The 24,243-nt window shown below is 55.3% G+C and carries 26 protein-coding genes; 11 read left to right on the plus strand and 15 right to left on the minus strand.

All coding sequences use genetic code 11. From position 1 onward, the window contains the following. The first annotated feature begins 10 nt into the window (after positions 1-10). Genes HUV30_RS14145 through HUV30_RS14155 form a run of 3 tightly spaced genes read left to right on the plus strand, consistent with a single transcriptional unit; the run spans position 11 to position 3,533 of the window. Entirely contained in the window at positions 11-1,246 is a 1,236-nt protein-coding gene (locus tag HUV30_RS14145; RefSeq protein WP_174406065.1) for a glycosyltransferase family 4 protein, read from the plus strand. Positions 1,247-1,273: 27 nt separating this feature from the next. Further along, the gene (locus HUV30_RS14150) at positions 1,274-2,011 is read left to right on the plus strand and encodes a sugar transferase (protein WP_174406066.1); all 738 of its coding nucleotides are present in this window, start codon (positions 1,274-1,276) and stop codon (positions 2,009-2,011) included. A gap of 58 nt (positions 2,012-2,069) precedes the next feature. Then, positions 2,070-3,533 carry a nucleotidyltransferase family protein gene (locus HUV30_RS14155; RefSeq protein WP_174406067.1) on the plus strand — a complete coding sequence of 488 codons (1,464 nt, stop codon included), beginning with the start codon at positions 2,070-2,072 and terminating at the stop codon, positions 3,531-3,533. A gap of 5 nt (positions 3,534-3,538) precedes the next feature. On the opposite strand, the gene HUV30_RS14160 is transcribed toward HUV30_RS14155, so the two are convergent. From HUV30_RS14160 to HUV30_RS14190, 7 genes are read right to left on the minus strand one after another with little or no spacing between them, the layout of a single operon-like run. After that, complete coding sequence (locus HUV30_RS14160; protein ID WP_174406068.1) at positions 3,539-5,359, minus strand: oligosaccharide flippase family protein; 1,821 nt, start codon at positions 5,357-5,359, stop codon at positions 3,539-3,541. Between the two features lie 29 nt (positions 5,360-5,388). Beyond that, a complete protein-coding gene (locus HUV30_RS14165) occupies positions 5,389-5,796 on the minus strand; it encodes an ATP-binding protein (protein ID WP_174406069.1) in 408 nt (135 codons plus the stop codon). A gap of 2 nt (positions 5,797-5,798) precedes the next feature. Next, entirely contained in the window at positions 5,799-6,161 is a 363-nt protein-coding gene (locus HUV30_RS14170) for an STAS domain-containing protein (protein ID WP_174406070.1), read from the minus strand. A 13-nt stretch (positions 6,162-6,174) separates the two neighbouring features. Beyond that, the gene (locus HUV30_RS14175) at positions 6,175-8,100 is read right to left on the minus strand and encodes a PAS domain S-box protein (protein WP_174406071.1); all 1,926 of its coding nucleotides are present in this window, start codon (positions 8,098-8,100) and stop codon (positions 6,175-6,177) included. A gap of 3 nt (positions 8,101-8,103) precedes the next feature. Then, entirely contained in the window at positions 8,104-8,457 is a 354-nt protein-coding gene (locus HUV30_RS14180) for a PAS domain-containing protein (protein ID WP_174406072.1), read from the minus strand. Continuing rightward, positions 8,454-9,407 carry a metallophosphoesterase gene (locus HUV30_RS14185; protein ID WP_174406073.1) on the minus strand — a complete coding sequence of 318 codons (954 nt, stop codon included), beginning with the start codon at positions 9,405-9,407 and terminating at the stop codon, positions 8,454-8,456. The genes HUV30_RS14180 and HUV30_RS14185 overlap by 4 nt, the downstream gene beginning before the upstream one ends. Continuing rightward, positions 9,397-10,554, minus strand: a complete 1,158-nt coding sequence (locus HUV30_RS14190) for a PAS domain S-box protein (protein WP_174406074.1) — start codon at positions 10,552-10,554, stop codon at positions 9,397-9,399. The genes HUV30_RS14185 and HUV30_RS14190 overlap by 11 nt, the downstream gene beginning before the upstream one ends. A gap of 317 nt (positions 10,555-10,871) precedes the next feature. On the opposite strand from HUV30_RS14190, the gene HUV30_RS14195 reads away from it, so the two are divergent. Further along, the gene (locus tag HUV30_RS14195; RefSeq protein WP_174406075.1) at positions 10,872-11,204 is read left to right on the plus strand and encodes a DUF4125 family protein; all 333 of its coding nucleotides are present in this window, start codon (positions 10,872-10,874) and stop codon (positions 11,202-11,204) included. 328 nt (positions 11,205-11,532) lie between these two features. On the opposite strand, the gene HUV30_RS14200 is transcribed toward HUV30_RS14195, so the two are convergent. After that, complete coding sequence (locus HUV30_RS14200) at positions 11,533-13,977, minus strand: LPS-assembly protein LptD (protein ID WP_174406076.1); 2,445 nt, start codon at positions 13,975-13,977, stop codon at positions 11,533-11,535. A gap of 129 nt (positions 13,978-14,106) precedes the next feature. On the opposite strand from HUV30_RS14200, the gene alr reads away from it, so the two are divergent. From alr to HUV30_RS14230, 6 genes are all read left to right on the plus strand, one after another. Next, positions 14,107-15,225 carry an alanine racemase gene (gene alr / locus HUV30_RS14205; RefSeq protein WP_174406077.1) on the plus strand — a complete coding sequence of 373 codons (1,119 nt, stop codon included), beginning with the start codon at positions 14,107-14,109 and terminating at the stop codon, positions 15,223-15,225. Positions 15,226-15,364: 139 nt separating this feature from the next. Further along, positions 15,365-15,670, plus strand: a complete 306-nt coding sequence (rpsF, locus tag HUV30_RS14210; protein WP_174406078.1) for a 30S ribosomal protein S6 — start codon at positions 15,365-15,367, stop codon at positions 15,668-15,670. Further along, positions 15,671-15,934 (plus strand): 30S ribosomal protein S18, encoded by a 264-nt coding sequence (rpsR, locus tag HUV30_RS14215; RefSeq protein ID WP_174406079.1) that lies wholly within the window; start codon positions 15,671-15,673, stop codon positions 15,932-15,934. It begins immediately after the preceding gene. A 12-nt stretch (positions 15,935-15,946) separates the two neighbouring features. Then, a complete protein-coding gene (gene rplI / locus HUV30_RS14220) occupies positions 15,947-16,453 on the plus strand; it encodes a 50S ribosomal protein L9 (RefSeq protein WP_174406080.1) in 507 nt (168 codons plus the stop codon). A gap of 37 nt (positions 16,454-16,490) precedes the next feature. Then, on the plus strand, positions 16,491-17,888 hold the full coding sequence (gene dnaB, locus HUV30_RS14225; RefSeq protein ID WP_243452206.1) for a replicative DNA helicase: 1,398 nt from the start codon (positions 16,491-16,493) through the stop codon (positions 17,886-17,888). A gap of 241 nt (positions 17,889-18,129) precedes the next feature. After that, positions 18,130-18,993 carry a class I SAM-dependent methyltransferase gene (locus HUV30_RS14230; RefSeq protein WP_174406081.1) on the plus strand — a complete coding sequence of 288 codons (864 nt, stop codon included), beginning with the start codon at positions 18,130-18,132 and terminating at the stop codon, positions 18,991-18,993. Between the two features lie 110 nt (positions 18,994-19,103). Here HUV30_RS14230 and HUV30_RS14235 read toward each other — a convergent pair whose 3' ends face one another. The 5 genes from HUV30_RS14235 to HUV30_RS14255 all read right to left on the minus strand — a co-directional run bounded on the left by HUV30_RS14235 (position 19,104) and on the right by HUV30_RS14255 (position 21,332). Continuing rightward, a complete protein-coding gene (locus HUV30_RS14235) occupies positions 19,104-19,433 on the minus strand; it encodes a hypothetical protein (RefSeq protein ID WP_174406082.1) in 330 nt (109 codons plus the stop codon). 100 nt (positions 19,434-19,533) lie between these two features. Then, the gene (locus HUV30_RS14240) at positions 19,534-19,830 is read right to left on the minus strand and encodes a putative quinol monooxygenase (protein WP_174406083.1); all 297 of its coding nucleotides are present in this window, start codon (positions 19,828-19,830) and stop codon (positions 19,534-19,536) included. Positions 19,831-19,990: 160 nt separating this feature from the next. Then, entirely contained in the window at positions 19,991-20,179 is a 189-nt protein-coding gene (dmpI, locus tag HUV30_RS14245) for a 4-oxalocrotonate tautomerase DmpI (protein WP_174406084.1), read from the minus strand. Between the two features lies 1 nt (position 20,180). Then, positions 20,181-20,690, minus strand: coding sequence for a nitroreductase family protein (locus tag HUV30_RS14250; RefSeq protein ID WP_174406085.1), 510 nt, complete (start codon positions 20,688-20,690; stop codon positions 20,181-20,183). A gap of 60 nt (positions 20,691-20,750) precedes the next feature. Continuing rightward, the gene (locus HUV30_RS14255) at positions 20,751-21,332 is read right to left on the minus strand and encodes a flavodoxin family protein (RefSeq protein ID WP_174406086.1); all 582 of its coding nucleotides are present in this window, start codon (positions 21,330-21,332) and stop codon (positions 20,751-20,753) included. A gap of 243 nt (positions 21,333-21,575) precedes the next feature. Between HUV30_RS14255 and HUV30_RS14260 the strand changes: the two genes are divergently transcribed. After that, entirely contained in the window at positions 21,576-21,992 is a 417-nt protein-coding gene (locus HUV30_RS14260; RefSeq protein WP_174406087.1) for a winged helix-turn-helix transcriptional regulator, read from the plus strand. 202 nt (positions 21,993-22,194) lie between these two features. On the opposite strand, the gene HUV30_RS14265 is transcribed toward HUV30_RS14260, so the two are convergent. Next, on the minus strand, positions 22,195-23,088 hold the full coding sequence (locus tag HUV30_RS14265) for a DMT family transporter (protein ID WP_174406088.1): 894 nt from the start codon (positions 23,086-23,088) through the stop codon (positions 22,195-22,197). Positions 23,089-23,291: 203 nt separating this feature from the next. Further along, positions 23,292-24,134, minus strand: a complete 843-nt coding sequence (locus HUV30_RS14270; protein ID WP_174406089.1) for a glycerophosphodiester phosphodiesterase — start codon at positions 24,132-24,134, stop codon at positions 23,292-23,294. Between the last annotated feature and the right edge of the window lie 109 nt (positions 24,135-24,243).

Consider the following 24,243-nt stretch of genomic DNA (forward strand, 5'->3'; position numbering starts at 1 on the left):
GGAGGAATTCATGAAACTTCTGTATCTCGCCAGTGAATATCCCGCCTTCTCGCACACCTTCATTCAACGGGAAATCCAAGCCCTGCGGGCGGACAACATCGAGGTTGCCACGGCGTCCATCAGGCGACCGCAGCACATAGACCGCATGACAGATACGGACAGGCAGGAATATGCAGATACCTGCTACCTGAGAGAGAACCTGTTCACACGCGGCATGAAAGACTCCTTCAAGGTCTTTCTCCGGCATCCTGTCGCCTTTTCGCGGCTCAAGCTGCGGGCCATGCAATGGTGCCTGCTGAACGGCCCCAAGAGCTACTTCAAGGCCGTGGCCTACATTCTGGAGGCGGGTATTCTGCTTGAACACATGCATGGCAAAGGCATTCGACACGTGCACGTGCACTTCGCCAATCCGGCTGCCACAGTCGCCATGATCGCGGCTGCCAGCGGACTCATCGAGTTCAGCATAAGCGCCCACGGGCCGGATATCTTCTATGACACCAGAGAGAACCTGCTGGCTCTGAAGGCTGACCGGGCCCGGTTTGTACGATGCATCAGCCACTACTGTGTCAGCCAGTTCATGCGCATCACCCCGACCGTACAGTGGTCCAAACTGCACATAGTCCGTTGCGGCGTGGACACGGCCGTATTCACACCCGCCCCCGAAGCGCCTGCATCACAAGAGGCAGAAGAGCAGAAACGCCTGCGCATTCTCTGCCTTGGCCGCATATGTCCCGCCAAGGCGCAGCCCCTGCTGCTCGCAGCCTTTCTGCGCCTGCGCGAACAGGGAACAGCGGCCCATCTGACCTTTGCAGGAGGTGGGGAAGGGCTTGAAGATCTGCGCAACATGGCCGCACGAAGCCCCTTTGCAGGCGACGTAACATTCACAGGCGCCGTTGATCAGGATACCGCCAGATCCCTCTATGACACTGCGGATATATTCGTACTGCCAAGCGTTGCCGAAGGTGTGCCCGTAGTACTCATGGAAGCCATGGCCAAGGAAGTACCCTGCATTGCCACTAACATAACAGGCATACCGGAACTCATCGAGCACGGGGCAGACGGCCTGCTCGCCATTCCGGGTAGTGAAGAAAGCTTGCTGGACTGCCTCACGCGCCTTTGTGCCGACACCGCCTACCGGAAGCAACTGGGCAAAGCCGGACGTCGCAAAGTCCTGAGCCGCTACGATCTTGCCGTCAACGGCAAAGAGATGGTCAAACTGTTCAGAAAAATGCTGCCGGACACATAAAAGGTTGACGGATAAGGGAGATACACCATGACGGACAAGCAACCGGATGCACAACAAGACCTGCTTGAGGCCTTGCACCGTCAGTACGCCACCCCCGGTGCCGGCTGGCGGCTCAGAATACGCGCGTGGCGCAAAAGAACCCTGTGGCGTGGCGTCATCGGGTTCAGCCTTCTTCTGAAACGCCTGCTCGATATCATCGGCGCGGCATGCGGCATTCTGCTGCTCTCTCCTTTCTTCGCTCTGGTGGCCCTGCTCATCATGCTGGAGGACGGCAGACCGGTCTTCTTCCGCCAGATTCGGGTGGGACGACACGGCACCCTGTTCCATATGTACAAATTCCGCTCCATGTTCCGCGATGCAGAAGCACGCCTCAAGGAACTGCAACAGGCGAATGAGAGCAGTGACGGCGTCATATTCAAGATGCAGCGTGATCCGCGCATAACCAGAGTGGGCAAATTCATCAGGCGTGCGTCCATAGATGAACTACCACAGCTCTGGAACGTGTTGCGGGGTGAGATGTCATTGGTGGGTCCTCGCCCGGCCATACCGGGTGAAGTGGCACAATACACACTGGAAGACAGGCGCAGGCTGGGAACCAAACCCGGCATCACCTGCTTCTGGCAGGTTGCGGGCCGCAGCACCATTCCCTTCAAGCAGCAGGTGCAGCTTGATGTGCAGTACATTGAAAGTCAGTCCTTTTGGATTGACCTGAAGCTGCTGCTCAAAACCATTCCGGCGGTTCTCAGCGGCAAGGGAGCGTACTGATCTCCCGATATTCCCGACATCGGAAACGTGAAAACTCCAACCACATGGAGAGATTGCCGTGCTTGCCATCATATTTTGCAATACCCATCGCCCCCTGCCCCAGACATTGGCAGCGCATTACGAATTTGCCATGCTTCCGCTGGCAAACCGTCCTGTCGTATGGCACATGGTTGAACAATGTGTCAGAGCCGGTATCACCCGCCTTCTCTTTGTTGCGCAAGAAAAGCCGGAAGCCCTGCGCGAGCAGCTGGGAAACGGGGAGCGCTGGGGCGTAAGCATTGACGTTGTACCGCCCGTGAAAGCCCGGAGTAATGAACAGGCACAGGGTGATTTTGATACAGATTTTGCGACGGAAAACCTTGCAACGCTGTCTGCGCTGCTGCGTGAGGAACAAGCCGCACTGATCTTTCCGGCTTTGTGGCTCTGCAACCCCGAAGATATTGCGCAGATCACGCACCAACAGAAAGAACAGCCTCCCGTCTCACGTCTGCTGGGCCCCCATAGTGCAGCGCCGAAGATGCATATCGCCGGCAGTACGGCTCCGGCAGCCATTGTCCTCCCGCAAACTGAACCTCTGCAGCTGACCACAGTTGCGGACGTATACAACGCCACCATGCATGCACTGGATGGCAGCCTTCCATGGCTGGTCAGGGAAGAAATGGAAAAGGCCGACGGCATCTTCATCGGTCACCATAGCAACGTGCACCCTGAAGCAACGCTGCATCCCCCCGTCATCATAGGACCGTATGCCACCATTGCGGCGAGATGCGTTATAGGCCCCCACGCGGTCATCGGCGCCCGCTCCATTGTGGACTCCGGGGCGGAAATCATCCGCAGTGTTCTGGAGTCCGAGTCCTATGCAGGTTCCATGACCTACAGACAGGATATGTTCTCCATAAGCAACATGCTGTTTTCCTTGCCGGATGAAACATGCATCCTCGTTCCTGACGACTTTCTCCAGAACACACTCAGCAAGACAGGTAAGTCCGGTCAGCGGGGCGCAACACTACTGCGCAATGTCACCCACCGTGGTGTTGCCCTGCTTCTGCTGCTGCTTTTCTGGCCTCTGCCGCTGCTGTTGTGGATTGCAGGTGGGTTCCGTTTCCGGCGCAGGGTCATAGCCGGAATCGAGCAAAGCGATTCACTGGACTGCGAACATAAGGTTTCGCAGCTCACTATCAGGCTGGCCGCAACGACGCGGCTCCCCCGTATCATCACCCAGTTTCCCGCACTGCTTGACGTAGCGGCAGGCCGCATCGCACTTGTGGGACCTGAACCCGTATCCATGGAAGAAGCAGCCAGCATGCGCCATGAATGGGAACGCCTGCGCTTCAAGACCAAACCGGGGCTCATTCCGCCGTGGGCCGGCCTCGCTCCCGCGCCGCTCAACGATGTGGAACGGCGCACCATCAACGCATGGTATGGGCGACACGCAGATCTGCGCACAGATGCCGACGTGCTTGCCGGTTTACTGCGCAGAGGCTGGCCCCACTTGCGGCACAGCAGGTCAGAAGAAGGATAGGTTGATCATTCGATGGGTTTGGATGCTACGGGAGACGACCCCCGTCCCAAACGGCGAAGCAGCGGAGCGGTAAGCGCATTCCACTCTGCTTCCGACAGAGTAAAGCGGCGCAGCAGAATGCCGCATAGCACCAGATACCCCATGCCGAGTAGCAAAACCACCCCCAGTGTTTCCCAGCGGTTCATGTCCGGCAGCCATGCAGAAAGCAGACGACAGACTCCATACACAGCCAGTCCTGCCAGCACAGGGGCTGTCCCCACGACAACTGCCTGCTTCCAGAATTCCGCAAAGGAAATGCGAAAGGCTCTGTTGGTGCGCCAGATGAAATGCACAGTGCTGACCACCGTGCTCAGGGTTACTCCCCATACAGTACCCATGAGGCCATAGGCCTTTGTCCACGCCGGTCCCCAGAGCAGCATGAGCACCAGGTTGATGAGTACAGCCTCGAGTTCCCTGCCGGAACGGTTAATCCCCCTCATCATGGCGGAACACGGCAAGGTTGAGAGATGAATGAGGCACATCACGGCCACGGAAAAACAGATACCGTTGGCTTCGTCATATCCCGACCCTACCCATGCAAATAGAATCTGCGGCGCTGCGGCAATGATGAAGCTGTACAGCACAAAATTGATGAGATTGAGGTAGCGCATACCACGCAGATACAGACCACGCAATTCATCTGCTTCCAAATACTCACCACTGTACAGCAATTTCCATTGCGTCCGCAGGGCCGGAATCCCTGCAACAAGAGCAAGCAGGCACCATACGGCAAACACACCGGTCGGCAAAGAGAACAACTGCCTGCCTGTGCCGGTCCAATACTCCCACCCCCACGGCAACAGGCCCGCACACCCCAGCAGCATGGTGACAATGCAAAGAGACAGGTACTTCCATACCTTGGCCTGTACCGTCATGGAGGGACTGGCCTGCCACCAGCCGCCCACAGCCGAAGCGGCAGGAAGAAAAGGCGTGCTGGCCGCGCCGGTAATACTGCGTGCGGTAAAAGGCAATTTGCGGCCGACTTCAAACAGCCCTGTGGCATCCAGCCCGAGCATGCCGGTTGTGATAATCCTGTCCAGACTGCCCAGAAACATCCCGAGAAAACCAAGAATCTGCACCTTGCCACCAAAGACGAACAGTTCGTTCAGGCTGGCCTTGCTGACAAGTGCCGGGTGCACACGCAGGCCGGACAGCCTGCGAAAGGCCATGACCATGTTGAGCAGCACATCCACCAACGTCTTCAGCACATAGGCATACAGCACCCCATAGATGCCGGAGCCCATGTGCAGGAACGCGAAAATGAGAAGCACTTCAAGCAAGGTTGTGATCAGCCAGATTGTCTTGCTGCACACCACCTCCTGCAAGCCTTCCAGCACCCCCCGGAAAGCGCCGAGCGTGAGATCTATGAGAAAGACGGACGCCGTGCCTATGAGCAGGACCACCGACAAATCCACCAGTTCGGCATCAATGCGGAAAAGATGCACCAACCACGGCGCACACAGATACAGCAATCCAAAACACACCAATGACACACTGCCCATGATGAACAAGCCGGTGGAAAGCAGCCTGCTTATCTTATCCACCTCACCCGCCACATGGTATTCCGCCGTATATTTGATATAGGCGTTGTTTATGCCGAAGGCAGACATGCCCGCATAAGAAAGAATCACAAAACAGAACGACCAGAGACCGTATTCGGCAAGCGAAACATGCACCAGAATGAAGGGCGTGATGATGAGGCGCGTGGCAAGGTAGATGACATTTGCCACCACCGCCACGGCAGACCCGGCTGCCATGCGCCGCTGCAAATCCTTCATTGTCGTCATATCATCTCCGGTTTGTGCATCGGTCTACCTCAGTCCGCCCCCGAAATTCGTTTCGTCAGGGTCAGCACGTTCCATTTGCCATCCCGTTCGTAACTCACAGAATCCATGATCTCACGCATGATGAAGATGCCGTAGCCCCCCACATGGTGCTCTTCAAGATTCGGCTGGGGAATATTATCAATATCAAACCCCTCGCCGCCGTCTCGTATGCTGATCACAAGCAGGTCGTCTTCCCGCCGCATGCCGAGCTCCACAAGGCCCTGACTGGTACATTTCATGGCGTTGGTAAGTCCTTCGCTCAAGGCCAGTTCAATTCTGTCAACCACATCTCCGTGAATCCCCGCCGCAGCAAACAGGGCGTGCAGCAAATCGCTGGCAAAATGCAGGTTTGGCAATTCCGGACTGAAACAGGCCGACAGGGAATATTGCGCTCCCACGGCTACTCCGCTCCGTTTCCTGCCAAGGCCTCAACTGCCGAGGCGGCGTCAGGATAAAGGTCCAGAACCTTGTGCAGTTTGATCAATTCAAGCACCACACGCACCTTCTGCGAAAGACCTCCAATCTTCAGGCGTCCCCCGAGATTCTGCAGTGTACGCAAAGAAGCCACCAACGCTCCAAGACCGGAACTGTCCAGAAAGCTGACCCCCTGCATATCAAGCACAACATCTTTGCGGCCGGATTCCGCCATCTGACGGATATGCTCTTTCACATCCGAAGCCACGTTGGCGTCAAAGCGGCCCGCCAGAACCAGCACGGCCACATTCCCCTGAACCTTTTCCCTGATGTCGAAGTCATGTTTCATCCCTGTTCTCCTTCTATGTTGCAGGAATACCAACGCCAAACAAACTGATATCGTCTTCCGCAGCCATATCACTGTAGATGTGGGCCATCTCGTACAAGGCATTCAGCATTTCGCTCACGGGCTTTCCTGCATGCATTTGAATCACAGTCCGCAGGCGTTCTTCACCAAACTGCTCACCAAACTTGTTTTCCAGCTCAATAATGCCGTCCGTATACATCAGCACTGTATCTCCGGCCTCCAGATGGACCTTGCCTTCGTCAAAGGGCAGCACGCCCCCCAGTCCTATAAGCGTCCCACCCTGTTCAAGGCGTTCAAGGCGCCTGTCCTGACGGACCACATAGGCGAGAGGGTGACCGCCGTTACTGTAGACCATCTCGCCGGTTCGGCCGTTCAGCACCGCATAGAATATGGTGAAGTGCCTGCCAAAACGCCGCAGGGGAAACAGCCTGTCCAGCATTTCCAGAACCTTGCCCGGACTGACAGGCCCATTGTCGTTTACGAGGCCAAATTCATATTGCAGAGCCTGCACTACAGAAACACCCACAAGTGCAGCCGGAACACCATGCCCCGCAACATCAACCATATACATGCCGACAATGCCTTTTTCCTTATCAAGCTCGACCATGCCGAGCATGTCACCGCCAAGCTGCTCACTGGGTATGAACTTCCAACCCACGTCCAGCCCATGACGATATTCCGTAACAGAGGGGAGAAGGCTGCGCTGGATCTCAGCAGCCGAAATCAAGGCCTCGTTGATGCTCCGCTGTTTGACGCGCAAACTCTCATTCAGCTCCATAAGCTGTTGTTCCCAGAATTTACGCTCTGATATGTCGCGAATAATAGCTGTAAAATATCGTTTTGCCCCCACCTTGATCTCGCTGATGGAAAGATCAATAGGCATACGCACACCATCTTTGCGCACGGCCTCAACCTCTCTGCCAATGCCGATGATGCGGGGAATTCCGGTCTTGATATACCGCCGGATGTATTCATCATGGTGATCCCGCATTTCCGGCGGAGTAATAAGCCGCACATTCTCTCCCAGCAGTTCTTTCTGCGTGTAACCGAACATGGTGCAGGCAGCCGTATTGGCCGATTCGATCACACCGAACTCGTCCGCCGTGATAATGGCATCCACAGCTTCTTCCAGAATGGCCCGCAGCTTGCCCTCGCTTCGCATAAGCGCCTCTTCACTTTCGCGAAGAACAGTTATGTCGTGCTTCATAACCACGATGCTGGCCAGCCTGCCGGAAACATCCTTGACCGGCGTTGCAGTCATCATCTCCACCTTTCCGCCGGACGTGCGCGAATCCAATTCTCCGGACCAGCTCTCACCTGCCGCTGTGCGTTGCAGCAAGGACTCCAGACAAGCCTCTTCAGAGCACTCTCCCAGAATCAGCGGCCTGCCATGCAGCTCTCTAAGAGGTCTACCCGCTGCTGTCTCCCATGCGGCATTCACCCAGCTAATGCGCCCGCTGGCTGTCAGAATGCCCACGGCATTGGCAGAAATGGCCAAGGCTATCCCCTGAACCTGTGAAAACGAAGAAATTCTGGGGTGCGACAGATTGGTAACCGTACCCACAACACATCCTTCCACACTGCCTTCCCGCAACGGGAAGCACTGCACTTCCAGCAGATACGCATCAGAGTCGCAACGATATTCGAAGATGCCGTAATGCAGCTCTTCATTCCCCAGCGTAAGCATAACGGGGTGATGTTCAGCCGCCACAGGCTGTCCGCCGGAGCAAAGGGGTAAAATACCGGAAAGCGGTCGCCCCAGCATCCTGTAACGGGGAAGACCGGTAATCGATTCAAATCCCGCGTTGCACCACTGGAGACGCCCTATAGAGTCCGTCCAGAAAATGGCTTCCTGAATGGCACCCATTGCAGCTTCCATCTTGGCGAGCGTGGAACGCAGTTCAGTAATCAATTCCTGCACAGACTACCCCTCAGCTCTCGGAACGATAGTGGCGGCATAACATTTGTGCCCATCTTCTTCACCATCCACAATATAGTGAATGGCTACCACTTCGCACCCGTCCGGAAGCAGTATGGACAAGTCCACTGCCATTCCGAGAACCGTTCTGGCTCCGGTCATTTGGTGTCTGGCAAAGCCCATGTGGTGGGCATCACGCAACTGCGAGGGTATTATTCGTGAAAGCATTTTTCCCACAAGGTCCGATACGGACCACCCGTAGGTTTCACTGAAAGCTTCATTGATCTCCAGAACCATACCTTCACCATCCACCACTATGACAGGCACATCCTGACGGGCTCGTAACTCCTTAAAGGTCATGGTCGCCTCCTCAATTCGTGAATGGTAATCTCCGGCGGACAGAATAAACGGGCAGCAACGCCGGAACTGCCGGTTCCTCGCGATGTATAGCCCTGCATGTTGCCATACTGCCAACGCCCCCGCGTGAACCGCCTGTGGCAACGGGCATTGGTGATCAGCGGAATCCCGCCAGGCAGACAGAGCTGCCCTCCGTGCGTATGCCCGCAGAGATAGTAGGCAATACCGGCCTCTGCAGCTTTCGCATACAACTCAGGGGAGTGAGCAAGCAGCAGGGTTGTCACCCCGTCAGGAATATCTTTGCATGCCTGACGCAGATCGTCGGTCATATAAAAATGAGGATCATCCACCCCTGCCACACCCAATTGCGACTCTTGCCGCTCCCAGAGCACGGATTCGTTCAGCAGGACGCGCACTCCCATGTCTTCCAGCTCCGGCACAAACTCGATGAAATCGTGATTCCCCAGAATACCGGTCACACCATGCGGGCAGTCCAGCAACGGCATAAGCATTTCAAGGCGACGCATCACCTCGTCATGCGAGCCCAGCGTGAAAAATCGAAAATCGCCGGTAATCACACAGGCATCGAAATCAACGCCGTGCAGAACGCGCTTGAGTGCCGTGCATCCGTCTTCAAAACCATCCAGGTGTATGTCGGAAAGTTGCAGCACCCTGAATCCGTCAAAGGGCTCCGGCAATGTTTCCAGCACTACCCGCTGATACTCGAGCCGGATATCAAGTGCGTTCAGGCGGGTACGCCCCAGCATGCCGGAGAGGGACAAAACACTGCGCACAAAAGCGGCAAATGACTCCGTGTTTTCCAGATGCAAACCGCCACGCGCGCCCACGTAGATCTTTCCTGTATGCGTGACCTGCGTAAGAAGACGGCGGCGCAACAGATTCTCCCCCATACGGTCGCGCAATCGGTCATACAGCTCTGAGTCATCGCGCATCGCTGCCCCCCTGACCGAGAGGAAACTCAAGCTGAACACAAACGCCGCTCTCTGCTGCAGGCAGAAGACGAGCAGTTCCTCCCATCACCATCATGGCGCGGCGGACCTTGCAGAGTCCCATTCCCACTCCCGATGATTTGGTGGTGAAAAAAGGGTCGAACACGTAGGGCAAAATATGTTCGGCTATTCCATTGGTGTTATCTTCATAGACCAGTCTGAGAGTCTTACTGTTCTTGCAAAGCGAAAGAACGGCAGCGGGGGCAAGCTCCTTGGGTGCAAAATCACGAGTATTCGCCACAAGCTCGGCAAATATCAGCCCGAGCAATGCAACATCTGCCCACAGCAAAGTTTCGCCACTGGGTTCGCCCCCCGCCTCATCCGAAACACCGCCCCCTGAACAATCTGCAACAGACTTGATAGTGCAGGTAAAATCCGTTCCGTCCCTCTGAAATGCAGTGAGCCATTCGGAAAATACGCTCAGGGGAGACACCCATTCCGGCTGGTGCACGTGAATGGACACAAAGCCTGCCAGCTCCTTAACAATGCCTTCCAGCTTGATGGATTCCTCGCGGATTATTTCCAGACGGTCCTGGCTGGTCTGCACCTCCGCTTCACGCAATAGCTGATTGATCAGCCCGCCAATGACGGTCACCGGATTGCGCACCTGATGCGCCACCGCGCCCGCCAGATTAAGCAGTGCCACCTCTCGCTCATTCACCAACGTGGCAATACGCTCCAACGAACCGCGCTCATCTTCATGACGGGCATTGAAGACTGTCATGTCCTGCAAGATGATAGCTATACCGAGCATTTTCCCTTCGTCCTTGATGAAGGACGAAAGGATGCCCAGATCAACAAAGCTGCCGTCTTTGCGTTCAAAGGATACGGACCGGTTGAGAAAGGGAAGCTCGCCGTGAATTACGTCTATGAGCACCTGATGAAACGCGAGGTTCTTGTGGTCTATTTCAAAGATATCCACCCACCCCTTACCCATGGCAAATTCGCGGTTCAAGCCGACCATTCCGCAAAGGGCCTGATTAATGGCTACAATAGTACCCGTGGGATCAATAACCATGATGCCCACCGGCAGGCGCTCAAACACTGCCTGAACAAGTGATACAGAGAAGGAACCGTCGCATTGCTGCATGACAACACTCCGTAAAATCTGAGCTTATAACATAGCTGGATTTGTATCGGGGTGTGATTATAATCTGAGTTGTACAAGAAGCTCGTTCCTGAAGGCTCGTGGATATTTAACATTCCTGCTTGATACACCCTGTATCGCAAGATCATCTCCTGCCTGCCGGGGGCAAAGGTTGCAGCAATAGCCAATAATTCTCAGCATGCATTCCAGATAAAAAGGTCACCGGTTCAAATATGACTACTGGCTCCTTAAAAATTAGGCGCTTGGGAAAAAATCCTAAGCGCTTTTTCGTGGTCTAGTATATGGGGTGGTATACAGGGATGATCCCGATGCCCGTTTTGCCGAAAGCAAAGCCCCTCCTTGAAGTCACCCTCTACCGCCCACCTCCCCACCCCGCTTCGTCAGAGCGATATCCGGCCACGTTTGAACACCGCGGCGCGGGATTCCACACCGACATTGCCTGCGAGTTGGAAATGCTCTCGGACACCCCCCTCGACCTACTTCATGACACGGTAAAATCCGCGCGAATTCAGCATCGCAATCTTGTTAAAGAGCGCTACACAAACCTGTTCCGCAAGACCGGAGGCATGTCCCTTCGGGAGCGTGAGGAAGAAGCAGCGAAAACCGTATCCGACAAGGTATTGGGCAAATGAACCAGAACCATTGAAGCGCTGCTGCCACCCTGATTTTCATGACACGGATCTGGCTGCGCCAGATGGATCCGACGAATTGGATGGATCGGAAGGAAGTCAATATCTGTGCCGGTTCCATGTCTCCACTGCCCGGAGCCGGAACCGCCTCCTCGCTCCGATGCGATGCGATGCGAAGAGAACACAGTCCAGAAAACGATCATCCAAACAAGCGCAGACCAGTCGCGGGTGAAGGTACGTGACCGGCTCCTCCACAACACTGCCTTGGCCCTAAAAAAAATCCCTCCGGTTTCCGGAGGGATTTTCATATAGATATCTTGGAACCTTCACATTAGAAGGTCAGGCCCGGGAGTTTGATATACATATTCACGCTTGTATCATCAGGCATAACAGACACTTCGGCAATAATCTCGAAACACTGATGAGTGTAGATCAACTCGACGGTCTTCTCCAGATCGTTCCCGCTCTCGATATCAGCCTTGTAAATCGTTCTGAATGTCCATGGCTTAAAGAACGTAAGTTCCGTGGAAATATTGAAACCACGAATACGCTCATTGCGGGTTCGGCTATGATCGCCGAACAGCAAATTTTCTTCATCAATTACACGCTGTCTTTTGTACTCATCAACCTTCTCACGGAAATCAAGACCGGTGGTCACACGTCCAATATCATCCTTGAAAAGGGAAACAGAATGTTCATGCCGTGTGATGCGGTTTTCATAGGGAGACCAGAAAGTTCGGTTGGTTACGCTCAAATAGTCCAGAGGTTTAACTATGAGCTCCACTTCCGTATCCGAGAATGGGCGCCGCTCGTATTCATCAAGCATATCCGTTCGTTCGGACTCCCGAAAATCATACGCCTGCTCAACGCGGAAGCGGACAACATCTCTATAATCATAGCTGACCGTGGGGATAGGTTCTTTCTCTCCATCGGTCATGGTAACAGAAGCAGATTTACGTGTAAGCAGGTTCACCAACGAAACGCGCAGTTCATTCTCGGCCCAGATCCGGTCATTCGCATCATAATAGGGATTGTCAGTCTGATTGACGTTGGGAACATTAGAATACTGCACCCGTGGCTGCACGCTATGCCGCACCCCGACCCATTCACTCTTCCCCGCGTTTTCAACTGTGGCTTCCAGCTTCTGGTCACCGCTTACATCATACACCTTTGCCACTTCGGTAAAGGCGGCCACACTGAAATCGGGAATGGAGCGGGAAGTTCCTCGTCCATCCCCTCTGTCTGTATCGTATTGCTGCACACTTTCAGTAATATATTGCGTCTGCCGCCAACCCACTTTGGGAATGATACTTCCGTATTCGCTCACAAGTGGCACACTTACACTGGGATGAATTTCGAAACGGCTTCCCCGTGTACCGTTATGCCGGAAGAAATTCACAGCCTGCGCTTCAGCTTCGAATTCCAAAGGAATGGCCGATTCTCCCACAGGCAACCCACCTTTGAACAGGAAGAGGTCAAACTGAGGCATACGCTGCAGCGAAGGGTCACTCGACGTGGTCAGGTTACCGTTGCCGATATTCAGGTTCTGCTCAAAACGGGCACCGAGGGCCATGCCCATGCGGTCCCAGTCTCTGCTTACCTGCACCTCGCTTGTACGGTTCTGGTCAATTTCCTGAAGATCTCGTCCAAAGAAATCCTGCAAGGCATTACGGGTTGGATAGAATGCAGCTGAACTTTGCTTGAACTCACGCAGGTAGTTCTGGTCAGAGACGATATCAAGGTCAGCCTTAAGTTTCCAGCGGGGATCAGCAAGATGCCCGTCGAACATGCCGCGCAACCAGAACCGCTCAGGATTAGTCCGCACCAGACCGTCCTCATTGAACCCGCCGCGCTCATCATCCTCGCTGTAATCTATATCGTTATCGTTCAACATATCGAGGCGCCACCAGCCCTTGTTGTACTGGTCGAACTGATGACGATATTCAAGGCCGGTCATCAAACCGCGTTTTTCGATCCACTGCTCGTTGATCGTCATATCGCTGGAGTCATTTATGGCCCAGTAAAAAGGCTGGCTGTACCACATGCCCATTTTGCTGGAGTGGCCGAATTCCGGAAAAAGAAAGCCGGTCTGGCGCTTGGTCTTCATGGGCAGCACGAAGTAGGGGACATAGCTCACGTCCTGATCCTTCACAGCAAAGGAGGTGTGCCATAGCTGCGAGTAGCCATCCAGCTCTATGGTTGCTTCCTTGGCGGATACGGACCAGGCAGGCACGTCACCGTCACATGCCGTGACCTTGGCATCCCTGAAAGTGTAGAAGTCGCCCCAATGTTTAGTGACCTTCTCACCCGCAAAATAGATATGCGGTCCTTCCATGAATACTTTGCCCTTTTTCAGCCACCCGATGCGGTTCCCGATATCAAACTCGCCTTCTTCGGCCTCCATCAGGTCTTCGCCCATCTTAACCTGCACATTCCCTTTGAGCAGAACCCAGTTTGTTGCTGAGTAGTAGCGGATGAAGTCCGCTTTGAGATAATCATCTCCCTGCCGCAGAGATACGTTGCCTTCGGCCTCCATGACCTTGCTGTCGTTCATGGTCGTGAGCTTGTCTGCATGCAGCGACCAGACGACGGTCTCCTCGTCCTCGTTATTGACAAAGAGGTTCGTGGCTCCGGCAAGTGTCGGAAACGAAAGAAGAAGTGCCAAAAAAAACGCAGAACAGAACGCCATCACTCCACGGAGAAACGGCGCACGGCGTACGGAAAAAAACAATCCGCTATCTTGTTGAATTACTTTGTTCAAATCTGTATGAAGCATGCGTACCCTTTAATTAGGGAATTCTGTATCACAGCTTCCCTCACAGGGAAAGAGCATAAATGCCGGAAAATGCGAGCATCCTGACGGTTGAATTGATTTTTTTACCGGAGCTTTCAGACAGGGGTACCCATGAGCATATCCTATAATAATATTACGGTCCGCATCCACCTCGACCGCATACGCGCCAACTACGAACTTTTGAGCCGCAAAGCGTCCGCTCCCATCGGGGTTATCAAGTCCGACGCATATGGCCATGGACTTGTTCCTGTTGCCAAGACCCTTGCCGCAGCAGGCGCCTGCACCCTTGCAGTAGGAACGGTTGGTGAGGCGCTCAAACTGCGCAAAGGCGGTTTTGATGGGAGGATAATCGCCCTGCTCGGCGCACTCTCGTCCGAAGAAGCATGCAGCTGCCGCATCGGACACATCGTCCCCTTCGTCTTTTCACTGCAGCACCTCCGCATGCTCTCTGATGCTGGATCTGCCGACGCTCCCCTACCAGTAGCCCTCAAGTTCGACACCGGCATGGCCCGACTCGGCTTCTGCGAGGAAGACATACCCGGACTCCTGCAGGCCCTGCCCGGACTTCCCGGCATCAGGGTTGCCATTGTGGCTTCCCACTTTGCCGTAAGTGACGAACCGGAAAAAGAAGACTTCACCCGCGAACAGCACGAAACCTTCCTGCGCATCACGGGGGCGCTGCGCTCGGCCGGCCTGACCTTCGAAGCGACCATCGCAAACTCGGCAGCCATGCTTGCCTACCCCGAAACGCACCACGAGCTGCAACGCCCCGGCATCGCCATCTATGGTGCCAACCCGCTGCACGGAACACCCAATGAGCATATGGGAAGCGGACTGAGCCCCGCCATGGATGTGGGTACCCCCATATTGCAGGTGCATGCCCTGCCCAAAGGCAGGAGCATAAGCTACGGGCGTACTTTTGTAGCCCCGCGGGACATGCGGGTTGCCATCACCTCCGTAGGCTACGCAGACGCTTTCAGCCGAGGTCTATCCAACAGGGGAGTCATGATGGTGAACGGGCAGCGCGCGCCCATAGTCGGCCGCGTATGCATGCAGATGACCGCAGTGGATGTTACCGACATTCCTCATGTCTCCTCCGGAGACACAGCGTGGATTCTGGGCGGCCCCGGAGAATGTCCCGTAACACCGGAAGAGCTGGCAGCGGCATGGGGTACCATTACCTACGAGGCTTTCTGCCTGCTCGGACTCAACCCGAAAACCTTTGAGTGATAATGACAAAACCGGGCTCTTCTGATAGTGTCCCAGATCGACTTGGTTGTTGACAATTGATAATCTTTCCATTAACCACCCTCGTTCTGCCTTGCTCACTCTCCGAGAGTGGGCCAAGAGACCACAAGGAGATACAGGAATGAGAAAATTCGAAACGCTGCTGCTCCTTTCCCCGGAGCTTGCCGCTGACGCACGCGAAACTGTGCTCGGCACCCTCACCGGCGTTGTCGAGCGCGTTGAAGGTAACGTGCTCGAAGTTGACCACTGGGGCATGCGCGACCTCGCCTACCCCGTTAAGAAGCAGATGCGCGGTTACTACGTGCGCCTTGAGTACAGCATGCCCAACTCCGGCGTTGCTGAACTGGAGCGCATCATCCGCATTACCGACGGCATCTACAAGTTTGTAACCGTTAAGCTGGCTGACGAAGTCGAGGAGGTTGCATAAATGGCTTTCAAGAGACGCTTCACTCCCCGTCGTAAGTTCTGCCGCTTCTGCGCAGATAAAGATCTGCCCCTGAACTACAAGCGCCCCGATATCCTGCGTGACTTCGTGACCGAGCGCGGCAAGATCATTGCCCGCCGTATCACCGGTACCTGCTCGCACCACCAGCGCCTGCTGACCACCGAAATCAAGCGCGCCCGCCAGATGGCTCTGCTCATCTTCACCTCTACGCACGCAAGTGACGTAAAGAAAAAGAGCACTCTGTAGGAGGAGCGACCAATGAAAGTTATTCTTCGCGCAGACGTCGAAAACCTCGGCGTTCTCGGTGACGTTGTTGAAGTAAAGGCCGGTTACGGCCGCAACTTCCTGCTTCCCAAGGGCCTTGCCATGATGGCTACTGCCGGCAACCTGAAGGCCTTTGAACTGGAACGCAAGAAGCTGCATGAAAAGATGGAAGCCGTACGCGGCGCCGCTCAGGCTCTGGCATCCAAGCTGGAAAAGGTCGAGCTGGTTCTGCAGGTACGTGTTGGTGAAAACGACAAGCTGTACGGCTCTGTCACCGCCACCAACATTGCTGAAGCACTTGCAGCACAGGGCATCGACATTGACCGTCGTCGCATCCTGCTTGACGCTCCCATCCGTGTTCTGGGTGAATACCCCGTACGCGTTCGCCTGCACGCAGGCGTGATCTCCGAAGTCCTCGTAAAGGTTGCTCCCGAAGGCCGTCTGGTCGAGGAAGAAGCCCCCGCTGTAGCCAATGACGCAGCAGAGGAATCCGCTGAGTAGCGACTTTGACCATGTCTCCGCCCCCTGGGGCGGAGACATGGATTATCCCGAGAGTTACGACCAGCTCTCGGACGATATGTTGCGCAATGTTCCTCCGCACAGCATGGAGGCCGAACAGGCAGTGCTGGGCGGCATTTTTTTGCGCTCAGACGCACTGTATACTTTGGTCGACATCATCCACGAGGATGATTTCTACGCCCCTGCCCACCGCACACTCTTTGCGGCCATAATGGAGCTGCACCGGCAGAACAAGCCGGTGGACCTGCTCACCGTCGGGCAATATCTCAAAGATAAAAGCCAGCTCGAAATGGTCGGCGGTGCCGTCTATCTTGGCGAGCTTGCCAACTCCGTCATCAGTGCGGCCAACGCCGAACACTATGCCACCATCGTCCGTGACAAGTCCCTGCAACGCAATCTGATTTCCTCCTGCTCGACCATCATCAGCAAATGCTATGATCAGTCAGTAGAAATCGACAGCCTGCTTGACGAATCCGAACAGGCAGTCTTCTCCATTTCCGAACGTACAGCCGGACAGGCATTTGTCGATTCCAAGACCCTCGTGGGCCGCGTATTTGAAGAGCTCGAACGCCGCATCGACAGCAAGAACCTTGTCACCGGTGTTACTACGGGCTTCTATACCGTAGACAAGATGACGGCGGGCATGCAGCCTTCCGACCTCATCATCGTTGCTGCACGCCCCTCCATGGGCAAGACCGCGTTCACCCTGAACCTTGCCACCAACGCGGCGCTTCAGGGCGGTGTTCCGGTCGTGTTCTATTCTCTGGAAATGGGCATGGAGCAGCTCATGTCGCGTATGATCGCGGCTGTGGGTGGCGTGGAACTGAACAAGCTACGCACCGGACGGGGCATAACCGATGAAGACTGGCAACGCCTGCACTGGGCTGCGGACCAGCTTGGCAACGCTCCCATCTACATTGACGACACCCCTTCTCTCTCTACGCTGGACCTGCGCGCCCGTACACGACGTCTCAAGGCAAGCAAGAACGTCGGCATGGTTATCGTGGACTACCTGCAGCTGATGCGCTCAAGCCGCAAGACCGACTCACGCGAATTGGAAATCTCCGACATTTCCCGAAACCTGAAGGCGCTTGCCAAGGAACTCAGCATTCCCGTTATAGCCCTGTCGCAGCTCAACCGAAAGGTGGAAGAGCGTGCGGACAAGCGCCCCATGCTTTCCGACCTTCGTGAATCCGGCGCTATCGAGCAGGATGCCGACGTCATCATGTTCATCTACCGTGACGCGGTCTACAACAAGAAAGAAGACCGCGCTCTCATCCACTCTGCCGAAATCATCATCGGCAAGCAGCGTAACGGTGCGGTCGGTTCCTGCCCCCTGCAGTACAACGGCCAGTTCACCCGCTTTGAAAACGCAACGGATCTCTATCCCTCCGAAGCTCTGCCCGAGGGCATGTAGCTCCACCTGCCTCTCAAAAGCCGCCTCGCCCATGTATCCCGAAATTGCCGGGAGTACGCTTTACTTTACCGTTTATTTGACGTAATCACGTCATCACCATGATGTAAGCACTTGCCATAGAACAAGGTTCAGGAATCATTCCGGCCTTGCCACCTGTTCTGTCAGGCATCCGGTCCGCCCGTGCGGAACCGGTACTATGCATTTGCCATTCGCAGCTTGCGCTGCACTAGGAGCGTACATCATGTCCCGACACCCCCTCATGCACATTCTGCATACTCCCGCCCAGAACGAACACCCCACCGCAGCCGATGTCTGGTCCGGTGGATACAAAATCCCCTGGAACGATCCGGCGTTCAGCAAGAGAATGCTGCGTGAACACCTCACGCAAGATCATGATCTTGCCAGCAGGAAGGCCGAATCCATAGCCGCTCAAACGGCATGGATACAGCAGACCTTTCTTGCCGGTACCAATGCCTTCATTCTCGATCTTGGATGCGGTCCCGGCCTGTATGCACAGCACTGGCTCGCGAACGGTCATTGCTATCACGGCATAGATTTCGGCCCAGCCTCCATTGCCTATGCGCAGCAGACGGTCACAGTCCCCGAAGCTTCCTTCGTACTGGGCGACATCCTCACCACTCCCTATGGCGGCCCCTACGATATGGTCACCCTGCTCTACGGTGAACTGAACGTCTTCCCACCGCAGAGTTGCCGCACGATACTGCACAGCGCGCGCAACGCCCTGAAAAAGAAAGGGCGCATCATCCTTGAAGTGCATACCGAAAAGGCCGTCAGACACTCCGGCACCATAAGCAACTGGTACAAGGCAACGAGCGGCCTCTTTTCCGACACCCCTCACCTGTGCCTTATGGAGAGCCGGTGGCATGAACACCTTCGCGTTGCACGGCAGACCTTCCACATCATTCATCTTGCACAGGAAGGCACCACGGAGGTTGTGGAGACCTACCACAGCACCATGCAGGCATGGAGTATTGCCGAATATCAGTCTCTTCTGACCGAGGCCGGATTCAGTGACATCCGCATTGAGGAAGCCTTTCCCGGCTCCCATGAAGACCTGATGCTCATCACCGCCGTAAACGGCTGAGCAATAATAAAGCCCGCCGCATCATGTAGATGCGGCGGGCGTAATCATCATCTCAGCGGCTTTACGAAAGCTGTTGGTCAGAATCAGACTGAATCGGGAACAGCCCTATATTAATGGCAGTTGGCAGAACCGGCTGCGGGAGCTTCTTCCTCTTCGTCGAGAAGCAGAGCCAGCGGCATGAAGGGCCCAAGCGGGATAAGATCAAAGTCGATCATTTTCGACTTCACCAGCGGCAGGGTATCAATCATGTTGCGGGCATCTTCCAACGTTGCGGCTTCCATGATCAGCACAGTGCCGGAACGATCCTGACGGAAGTATATTTCGCGAACCACATCGGCGAGATACAGCTTCACCATCTGGTTCACTTCTTTCATGAAATTGCCTTTGATGCCTTCAGGGGTGGCCGTTTCCAGCACCCTGTCCAATGCGAGAATCTTCATTCCTTCCTCCTAACATGGTCAGCGCGGCCCACACAGCCGCAGATGTGGAAGTACGCAATTTCCCCGCATAAAACAAGAGCCGCAGCCTATCGTCCGCCGATTATCGGGTCTGTTTCCACACTTTCACTTCAGGGGCTTCCGCCAGCAGTTCCTTCATGCTTTCAATGAAGGTCCGAAAATGCGGCGTTGTCATATGGTCATCCAGATGCTTTTGCGATTCCCACTCTTCATAGAAGAAATAACGACAGGCATCATCCTGACAACAATGCGGGTCATAGCGGAGGCAGCCCTGTTCGCTACGAGTTGCGTCCACCACTGCGGCTATGGCCTCACCAAGCGCTTCAAGCTTCTCCTGTCGGGCCACAAACACGGCCGAAACGAAAACGTGGTCAGTCATTATCTCTCTATTCCTTGTCGTTGTATTGAAGGTTGCGTGACATTTCCGGATGCACTCACATGAAGCCCGAAAATCGTTCCCGGACGAGCCGGATCGATCTGACCAGCCAGTAGGCTGGCCAGATCGATCCGGCTCAGGCTGCTCAGGCAGTTCAGGCTGTTCAGGCTGTTCTGTCCGCAAGCAGCGTACCGGCAACGCCTATGTTCTCTGCCTGTTTCTCATCCAGAATGACAACGATCGTCTGCGGGGGCAGGCTCATCACACGGGAACATGTCTCAGTGATTTCCCGCACCAGCTCCCGTTTCTGCTCAACATCCAGCGGATTGGACACAATGGTTACAATAGGCATGCTACCACCTTTCCCAGTGTATTTTGGATTCATCAAACCTGTCGTGTGCGCCCGTTTTCTGGTCCGGGATTCCCACAGGAACAAGGGCCAGCGGCACAATGTGCTCCGGCAGACCGGCCAGAGCACGGAAGCTGTCCACACGGGCCGCATCGGGCCAAAGCCCGCACCAGACAGCCCCCAGCCCCTTGTCGTGCAGGGCAAGCAGCATGTTCTGAACGGCAGCGGCGCAATCAAGCATCCAGTTGCCCGGATACTTTTCCGCCGAGGTATCGCCACACACCATGATGGCGCAGGAAGCTGACGGCACCATGCCAGCGTAAGGATGAATGGAGGGAATACGGTCAAGCGTTTCCCGGCTCTCAATGACCACGAAGCGCCAAGGCTGCTGGTTGCCTGCGCTGGGGGCAGCCATGGCTGCTTTCAGCACCTCGATGATGGTTTCCCGCTCCACCTTGTCCGCTGCATACTTGCGTATGGATCGACGGGTATGAATGGCCTGTAATGTTTCCATGGTTCCTCCGCAGATTGTATGAAAAATGCCGTTTACGGGCATTCCGGCCCGCTCTCAAGCTCAGGAAGCCAGACGCCGCCCGAAACTGCGCGCCTTTTCCGCTGCCGCAAGATCATTCACCAGTTCACCGGCCGGAACAACCGTATCAGGGAACAGGCAGGAATCAAAAGAGCAGCCTACCATCTGGGCAGGATTCCGCCACTGGCTTTCAAGCAGTTCCAGATTGTCCTCCATGGGGCCGCCCGCCGTGGCGATAAGCGCCAGCTTCTTGCCGCTCAAGACGGAAAGAACGCCGTCGTCCTCACCGAATTTGCTCAGGCAGTACATTCTGTCGATAAAAATCTTCAGCTGCGCCGTAAAGCTCCACCAGTACAGCGGAGTGGACAGCACAATAACATCATATTCAGGCAGAATGGCTACGGTATCCGCCAGCTGATCCCCCAGCACACAGGCAAAGGCATCCGACTGCTGACACTTCTGGCAGCCGAGGCAGCCGGCCACCTTGAATTTCAGCGTGGTGGCATCAATCTCTGCAACATCAGCCCCCTGCTGCCGGGCCGCTTCCATAGCCAATGCCGTTACAGCACGGGTATTCCCGTTCTTGCGGGGACTACCGTGCACAAACACAATTCGTTTTGCCATAGTATCCTCATTACCATGCTTGAATAATCGAACCGGTACCGCCAATATAAAAACGGGCAGCCCTTTCACGCGATCCATACACCACACAACAGATAATTCATCAAGTACGCACAAGATTGTTCCCCAGTATGCCAAAGGGAACCATACCCCCTTGAAAGATACTATTGAGTGATGTAGGGATAAGCCACGCGGCAACGATGTCCGTATATATGAAGCCCTCACGGGCAAACGGGAGAAAGAATTATGGGATGCCAACTCAGACGCTGTTCCGGCAAGGAATACTACTGCGCCATGGAACTTACGCTGCAGCTTATAGGTGGCAAATGGAAGCCGCTCATCATGTACCGGCTCGGTCAGGATGGGACGCAGCGCTTCAGCGAGCTGAAACGCTCCATGCCCAGCATTACCCAGAAAATGCTCACACAGCAGCTGCGGGAACTGGAAAACGACGGCATTGTCCACCGCGACGTATATGCCGAAGTTCCTCCCAAGGTGGAATATTCACTCACGGAAATCGGCACCTCGGTTCTTCCCCTGCTCAAGCGCCTGTGCCAGTGGGGAGAGGAATATGAAAAACTGCGGGGCGTGGAAGCCGTGTGCACCGGGCTGGATGAGGATGACGATGCCACCAGCCTCTCAGCCGCAGCCGGAAGCCGATAAACGGGAAAGATTCATGATGCCCCAGGTGTCACCTCTGTCCGGTGCAGAAGGATACCCCTGAGAGCATTATTGCGCACGTCCCCTTTCCTGCCTTGCGGATCCCTCCAGAGCAGAAATTTTGAATTGTCATAAAAACAGGGAGTTGCAAACCGTCCATACGGCTCGCAACTCCCTTTTGCATTGCAGGATTATTGGATGACAATCAGCGCAGGAACAACAAAGCCGTTCCAGTGAAAGAAATAAACGCGCCCGTCAGCAGCCGTGACGAAGGCCGCTTTTTTTCGTAGAGGGCTAGCAGGGCAATAACGACAAGCGGTTCCAGACCGATAAGCGTGGCGGCAATGCCTGCCTTGGTGTGCTTTACGGCAAGCAGGGAAAGCCAGACCCCCACAGTGGGACCGATAAAACCGGCAAGCACCGTCATGCGCATGGCCCGAGGATGCTCACGCATGGTTTTGATGGCGCGCCCTGCCCTGCCTATCATGGCAACAAAAATCCACAGGGCAAAAACGGCGCTGCCCGTGCGCACCGCAGCACTCACAAGCACATCGCCGCCCTGCGCAAGCGCCATTCTGGCAAGCAGAGTGCTCACGCTCTGCGCGCCCACCGAGAGCAGCACAAGGCCAATGCCTTCCAGCCATCTGCGGGGTGTAAGACCGGGTATGCTGCCATCATGCTTCTCAAGCAGCACCCATACAACCCCCACAAGCGTGAGCGTTATACCCACGATCCCCATGGGCGAAATAGATTCATCCAGAAAGAAATAGGCCAGAACGGCTATTACGGCAGGGGAAAGCTCCCACATGAGCACGGAAAGGCGGGCCCCGATGCGCACGGCGCTGGCGTAGAACACCACATCGCCAAAGGCGAGGCCGATCACACCGGACCCGATGAGCCACAAAACCTGATCGTGCGACAGGTTCCATTGCGACTGAAACAGTACAATGCCTGCAAGAAAAAAGCTGAGGGAAAGGGGGAGCCGGAAAAGATTCAGGGACAAAGAGCCGATCAAACGAGCGGCAGCCGTATGCATGCAGGCCGATATTCCCCACAGCGCTGCTGTGGCAAGGGCGGCCGCTTCGCCAAGAAAAAGCATCTCACACCATCCGGATAAGAAAACATGCTGTTATCCGGCGGGATTACGCCCATTCCACCATACGGTCAATCAAGATTTTCAGCAACAATTACAGATAATTACAGACAGGAAAAACGGATATTATCTATTTTCATCACCAAAGGCGTATGCAGGCGGCTGCATCGGTCATTTTCTGCCATACACGGGACTATCATCCGGCCTGATCATCCGAACAGTTCACCTTGTAAAACGCCCCAGCATAACAGAGGAAAATCCGTAAACAACCCTGTAACACCCCACGAGGCAAGTTCCGCCATTTCTGCAGCGTCGTTCACGGTGTACACGTTCACGCCGAACCCTGCATCGCGCAGCCGGTCCACCACCTCTTCGGTCACATTTTTCCGCCACGGATGGTACGCCTGCGCCTTCAGCGAACGGACAAGGGCAACAGGGTCCGCAACAGGCTCATCATAGACCAGCACGCCAAGCGGAATCTCCGGCAGCATGATTCCGGCCTGCTCCAGATATCTGTACTGGAATGAGGAAAGCAACACACTTTCCACCATGTCCGTATCGCGTATGCAGTCCAGCGTGGCCTCGGCAATGACGTTATGGCCAATGAGGTGGGCGTGGTCCTTTATCTCCACATTCACGCACCAGCCCGCATCGCGGGTAAACTCAAGCGCCTCACGCAGGGTGGGAATCCTGAGTTCCTTGTAGGACGCAATGTCATCGTCATCCACGGCACCGGCCGCAATCTGCCCGAAGGGATCGGTCTGCACATACCACGATCCGGCGTCCAGCGTTTTAAGTTCATCGTAGGTAAAGTCGCATACCCGCCACGGAGCACGCCCCGCAAAGGCAGGCAGCTGCGCCGCATTGGTGGTTCTTTCCAGCGTATCATCGTGTATGACCACAAGTACGCCGTCCTTTGTCATGCTGACATCAAGCTCCCACATGTGCGCGCCATAGGCGAGCCCCATGCCTGCGGCAAGCAGGGTGTTTTCCGGACACACTCCCTGTGCCCCCCTGTGGGCGATATTCATCGTGCTAACGTTTGGCAGCATGGGTTCTCCTTCATGAATGGCTGTCGTAACACTGCGGGCACTCTACACCGGCGGCCAGTACTCCGCCACAGAAAACCCCGCCCGCAATACTGCGGACGGGGCCAGGTGC

The sequence above is a fragment of the Desulfovibrio subterraneus genome (assembly GCF_013340285.1).
Classification (GTDB): domain Bacteria; phylum Desulfobacterota; class Desulfovibrionia; order Desulfovibrionales; family Desulfovibrionaceae; genus Halodesulfovibrio; species Halodesulfovibrio subterraneus.